At 67.3% G+C, this 5,841-nt stretch carries 3 protein-coding genes; all 3 read right to left on the reverse strand.

Annotated elements, in window-relative coordinates; genetic code table 11:
- Nucleotides 1–96: 96 nt before the first annotated feature.
- Nucleotides 97–1,887: an acyl-CoA dehydrogenase gene (locus HMPREF3115_RS16130; protein WP_070555092.1), complete on the reverse strand. Its 1,791-nt coding sequence runs from the start codon at nucleotides 1,885–1,887 to the stop codon at nucleotides 97–99.
- A gap of 204 nt (nucleotides 1,888–2,091) precedes the next feature.
- Nucleotides 2,092–4,470, reverse strand: coding sequence for a DUF2167 domain-containing protein (locus HMPREF3115_RS16135; RefSeq protein ID WP_256276212.1), 2,379 nt, complete (start codon nucleotides 4,468–4,470; stop codon nucleotides 2,092–2,094).
- 243 nt (nucleotides 4,471–4,713) lie between these two features.
- Nucleotides 4,714–5,823: an AraC family transcriptional regulator gene (locus tag HMPREF3115_RS16140; protein ID WP_070555094.1), complete on the reverse strand. Its 1,110-nt coding sequence runs from the start codon at nucleotides 5,821–5,823 to the stop codon at nucleotides 4,714–4,716.
- Between the last annotated feature and the right edge of the window lie 18 nt (nucleotides 5,824–5,841).

Raw genomic sequence — 5,841 nt, forward strand, 5'->3', positions numbered from 1 at the left:
GTCGTATTCCATCGATTCGCGCGGGCCGTACTGCGCGATCAGATCCTGTGTGGTCAAAATCCTGTCTCCTCCGGTGTGCGTCCGCGTGCGCTCGGCTCAGAACTGGTCTTCCGTCATCGCGAGCACGCCCTGGCCGTTCTTCGCGCCGACGATCGACGCCGCGAGCCCGTTTGCCTGCACGAGCACGTTCTCCGCATAGCACTGCGCGATCGCGATCTTCGCGTCGAAGAACGCCGGGTCGTTCGCGCGCTGCGCATCGGCCGCGACGAGCGCACGCGCCATCTGCCAGCCGCACAGCACGATGCCCGCGAGCTTCAGATACGGCACGCTGCCGAGAAATACCGCATTCGGATCCTGCTTCGCATTCGCGAGCACGTAGTCGACCACCGACGACAGCGCCTGCGCGCCCTGCTCGAGCTGCGCCTTCATCGACGCAGCCGCCGCGCCGTCGAGCTTGCCGAGCGCCGCGACCGTCTCGCCGATTTCCGCGATCAGCGCGCGCGCGACCGCGCCGCCGTCGCGCAGCGTCTTGCGGCCGACGAGGTCGTTCGCCTGGATCGCTGTGGTGCCTTCGTAGATCGCGAGAATCCGCGCATCGCGGTAGTACTGCGCGGCGCCCGTTTCCTCGATGAAGCCCATCCCGCCGTGCACCTGCACGCCGAGGCTCGCGACGTCGTTCACCATCTCCGTGCTCCAGCCCTTCACGACCGGCACCAGATATTCGTAGACGGCCTGATGACGCGCGCGCGTCGCCTCGTCCGGATGACGATGCGCGATGTCGCTGTGCGCGGCGGCCACGTACGCCAGTGCACGTGCGCCTTCGGTCAGCGCGCGCATCGTGCCGAGCATGCGCCGCACGTCCGGGTGATGGATGATCGTGACCGACTGCTTCGCCGAGCCGTCGACCGGACGGCTTTGCACGCGCTCCTTCGCAAACGCCGCCGCTTTCTGGTACGCGCGATCGGCGACGCCGATGCCCTGCATCCCGACGCCGAAGCGCGCCGCGTTCATCATGATGAACATGTATTCGAGCGCGCGATTCTCTTCGCCGACCAGATAGCCGATTGCGCCGCCGTGATCGCCGTATTGCAGCACCGCGGTCGGGCTCGCCTTGATGCCGAGCTTGTGTTCGATCGACACGCAATGCACGTCGTTGCGCGCGCCGAGCGTGCCGTCTTCGTTGACGAGGAATTTCGGCACGATGAACAGCGAAATGCCCTTCACGCCTTCCGGTGCGTTCGGCGTGCGCGCGAGCACCAGATGGACGATGTTGTCGGCCATGTCGTGCTCGCCCCACGTGATGAAGATCTTCGTGCCGAACACCTTGTAGGTGCCGTCGCCCTGCGGCTCCGCGCGCGAGCGTACGAGCGCGAGGTCGGAGCCGGCCTGCGGCTCGGTCAGGTTCATCGTGCCCGTCCATTCGCCGGAGATCAGCTTCGGCACGTAGCGCTGCTTCTGCTCGTCGCTGCCGGCCGTCAGCAGAGCCTCGATCGCGCCGTCGGTCAGCAGCGGACACAGCGCGAACGACAGGTTCGACGCGTTCAGCATCTCGATGCACGGCGTCGCGATCAGCTTCGGCAGCCCCTGGCCGTCGTAGTCGGTCGGATGCTGCAGCCCCTGCCAGCCGCCTTCGACGAACTGGCGGAACGCTTCGCGAAAGCCGGGCGTCGCGCTCACCACGCCGTCCTTCCAGCTGCTCGGATTGCGGTCGCCCTCGACGTTCAGCGGCGCCAGCACCTCGCCGCAGAATTTCGCGGACTCTTCGAGCACCGCCTGGGCGGTGTCGTACCCGGCATCCTCGAAACCCGGCAGCTGCGCGACGGCGTCGATGCCGGCCAGTTCCTTCAGCACGAACAGCATGTCCTTGACGGGGGCGGTATAGCTCATGGTCGTATTCCAATCAGGCGGTGAATGAGATGCGCCACGGGGCTCGATACGGCAAAACTGGCCAGATCCGGGCGACGTTGCGAGCCATCCTAACGCCGAAGCCCCGAATCCTTATTGTCATATCCGGCCCACCTAGTGACAAAACGGGCCACGCGACGCGCGGCGGAGGGGTGGAAAAGTGGTCTGGACGCGCCCCGGCGAGCGTCACGAATCCCGGGATCGATCCCCGTCCGATCGCTTGTCGCGCTTGCGCGTCGCGGCCAGCGCGATCGCCGCCAGACCGAGCAGCGGCAGGATGCGCGCCCATAGCGTGTGCCAGAACTCGCGCTCCCGCGCCTGCGCGAACTTCGCCGGCGCAGCGATTTCCTCGGGTGTCGGCGGACCGGTCACATACTCGTCCAGTGAAATCTTCGAGATTTCGTCGCCCGACGTCGTGTCGGCATACGTTTCGCCGGCATCGAACGACACGCCCTTGATCAGTGCGTCGAAGTCGTCTCGCACGGCGCGTTCGATACTTTGCGCGCCCGCGCCGCCGAGCACGACCTGCATGCCGACCGTCGCGCGACGCCCCAGCGTGACGGAGGTCAGGTAGTACGTGTTGCCGGTCGAACCGCCCAGCGCGAAGTCGTTGTAAATCCAGTCCAGCCGATGTGCGGCCGGATCCCATCTCGGCGTGCGTATCCACTCGACGTGGTGCAGGGTCGGCCGCGATTCGTGAAGCTGACTCAGAATGTTTGTGCTGCGCGCCTCCATCGTTTTCCGCAGCACTTCGGGGTCCAGTCGCGCCTGATCGACCGGCACGTGTCCCTGGCGCGCAAGCACCACGCTCATCGCCCAGACCGCGTTGTCCGGCACCAGCAGCGCACGAGGCATGGCATCGAGATCGACGTTCGCCGCCAGCCAGCCCGCCTTGATCAGCGGGCCGCGCAGGCTGCGCACGGCGTCCGGGGACAGATACCGGAAACCGGCCGGCACCGACACGGACGCCAGATCGCCGACGCGCACGCGGCTCGGGCCGTGCTGCCAGCGCGCGTCGCGCCACAGGTCCGCTGGCGGGCCGCCCAGCATCGCGGCCAGCGGGCCGTCGTCGGTCCGGCCCGCCTCGCGCTGCATCACATCCTGCCGCGAGTCGACTGCGTCTCGCGCCTGCGCTCGCCTGACTGCGGCGATCCGGTCGGGCGACACCGGCGCCGCGGCCGCGCCCGACGTGCCGTGGTCCTGCCGATAAACCGCGCAGGCCGCCTCGACGTCGCGCGGCCAGATCGTGTCGCCCTTGCCGTCGCGCACCGCCTGGATGCCGCAATCCAGCGTCTCGACACGGGCGAGCAGACGGCCTTGCGTGTCGATCCACACGCTATTGCGCAGATCATGCACGGATTCGTTGTCGGTGATGCGCCAGATATCGCCAATCCGCGGCGTCTGAGCGCTCGATTCCCATGCCGGCTCTACGATGCCTTCGTAGCGCGGCGGCATCACGGTGCGGCCCTGCCGGTCGATCAATTGCCACGCTTTCCCCGGATACTTGACGAGCGCCGCGCCGTTCACGAACGGCCACACCTGTTCATAGAGAGCCGGAGGCAACACGGTCCGGCCGTCTCGGTCCACCAGCGCAAGCCGGCGCCGGTCCGTGCAATCCGCGGTGCAAATCCACGCGAGGCCGTCGGAGAAGGTCGACGCACCGTAGACGCTGCGCCAATCCGGCCGTGGCTGCACGATCGGCTTGCCGGACGCGATGTCGAGCAGCCCCATGCCCGAGCCGTCCTGCGAATAGAACATGCGGCCCTCCGACGGCTCGCCGCTGCGCCTCTCGGCCGTGAACAGCACCTTGCCGGCAGCGTCGCGCAGGACCAGCCCATTGGGTGCGGGTCCCGATTCGATAATGCGATCGCGCATCACCGGTCTGAAATCGTAGCGGTGCCCCCACGGGACGATCAGCCGGCCGGTTCTATCGATCAGCGCCGTCTCATAGCTGTCGTTGAGCCCGCGATCGACCTGTGCAACCCCGAAATGAAACGCGCCAGCTCGTGCGTACGTGCCCGACACGGCCTGCCGCCCGTGCGGATCGATGTACGTCGCTTGCGAATTCCCGCCGGCCGGCACGCTCGTCGCCGCCACACCTTCGCTGAATGCGCCCGCGGTTTCGAAACGCGGCGGGATGACCCAGCTGCCTTTCGGATCGATATAGCCGTAACGACCATCCGCAAACTGCGACGCGGGAGCGAGGCCGTCGCGGAAGCGGCCGATGTCTCGAAAGGACGGCTCGATCAGCCAGCGGCCGGCCGTGTCGAGCAGGCCCGCGCGGCCGGCCGGTGTCGTGACGACCCAATAGCCGTCGCTCGCGAAGAACTGACCGTACCTGGGTTCGATCGCCCATTTGCCGCGGCGATCGAGCAGTCCGCAGCGCGTGTCGAATACGGTCGCGCAGACCGGGAACAGCCGCGGGGAGACGTCGTATCGGCCGTGCCATCCTCCGCGCATGCGCAGACGGCGTGAAGCGACAACAACAGGACGCAGCAAAGTCAGGAAGTTGGGCATGGCGGGTCCGGGGTGGCGTTTGCATCGCCGAAGATCGAGATAATGCACCGCTGCGCGTCCGCATGCAGCCGCGGCCTGGTTCGAAAACGGCAGGGTTCGTCACGCAGCAGCACGCATCCCCGCACCGCGCGCGACATCCGCGATCGCCCCCATCATCGCGCCTTTCCGCCCCCATCCCCAAAGGAAGCCGCCTATGGGATCCGTCGATGGATGCCGTCCATGGGAAGCGAAGCCCGAACGGAGCCGGTTATGGGACGCGCGCCGCGCAAACCACCACCGCGTCCCCACACGCTAAGCGCGCCGCCGATACGTCCCCGGCGTACTCCCCGTCCAGTGCCGGAACGCGCGATGAAACGCACTCGGATCGTCGAAGCCGATATCGGCGCCGATCGCCGCGATCGTGTCCTGCGTGTCGGTGAGCCGCTGGATCGCGATGTCGCGCCGCAGTTCGTCCTTGAGCGCCTGGAACGTCGTGCCTTCCGCGGCCAGATGGCGGCTCAGCGTGCGCACCGAGCAATGCAGATGCTCGGCCGCCTGTTCGATCACCGGCAGATCGGGCAATGCCTCGGACAAATACTGCCGCACGCGGTGACAGACGCGCTGCTCGCTGAACGTCTCGAAGATCCAGTCACCGGGCGCGCGTGCGAGGAACTTGCGCAGGTTGCGCTTGCTCTGCCGGATCGGCGCGTCCAGATAGTCGGCGCTGAAGCGCATCAGCGTGCGCTCGCAGTCGAACTGCACGGGCCCCGAGAAGAAATAGAGATGATCGACCGCGTGGCGCGGCCGCGGACACGCGAACTCGATCTGCAGCAGCGGAATCCTTTGTCCGATCAGCCAGGAGCACACGCCGTGCACGAGCTTGAGCATCAGTTCCTGGCCGAGCGCGCCGATCGGCCCGACTGCCGGATTCGGCCGCAGCAGCACCTGCGCGACGAGGCCGTCGCGCTTCGACTCGACGAAGAAATCGTCGAGCAGGATATGGAAGAACTGGCCGAAGCGATGCTGCGCGGTTTCGAGATTGCGCGCATCGAGCAGGCTCAGGCACAGATATTTGAGCGTGCCGCCGCGCAACGGGCGCGAGAAGATGCCGGGCATCTCGTCGTCGAGCTCGATCGCGAGCGTGCGGTATAGCGTCGAGAACTGCTCCTCGGTCACACGCGCGTGCGGCTCGCTGCGCAGCTCGGCCGGGATGCCGGCCTCCCGCAGGTAGCGCTCGACGATATCGTGCTGTACGCCGGCGCTCGCGAGAAAGCCGTTGACGAGCGAAATCGGCACCGTCGCGCTGGGCGGCGGCAGCGCGCGCCCGGGCCGGGCAGTAGGTGAATCTGAGCCGGTCATCGCGTCCCCGTCGATCGAACGGCTCGCATTGTACTGCAGCGGCTGCCGGCGCCGCGCGCGCACGACGGGCCGCGTCGCGCG

The organism is Burkholderia sp. HMSC10F09, from assembly GCF_001806955.1.
Taxonomy (GTDB): Bacteria; Pseudomonadota; Gammaproteobacteria; order Burkholderiales; family Burkholderiaceae; genus Burkholderia; species Burkholderia multivorans.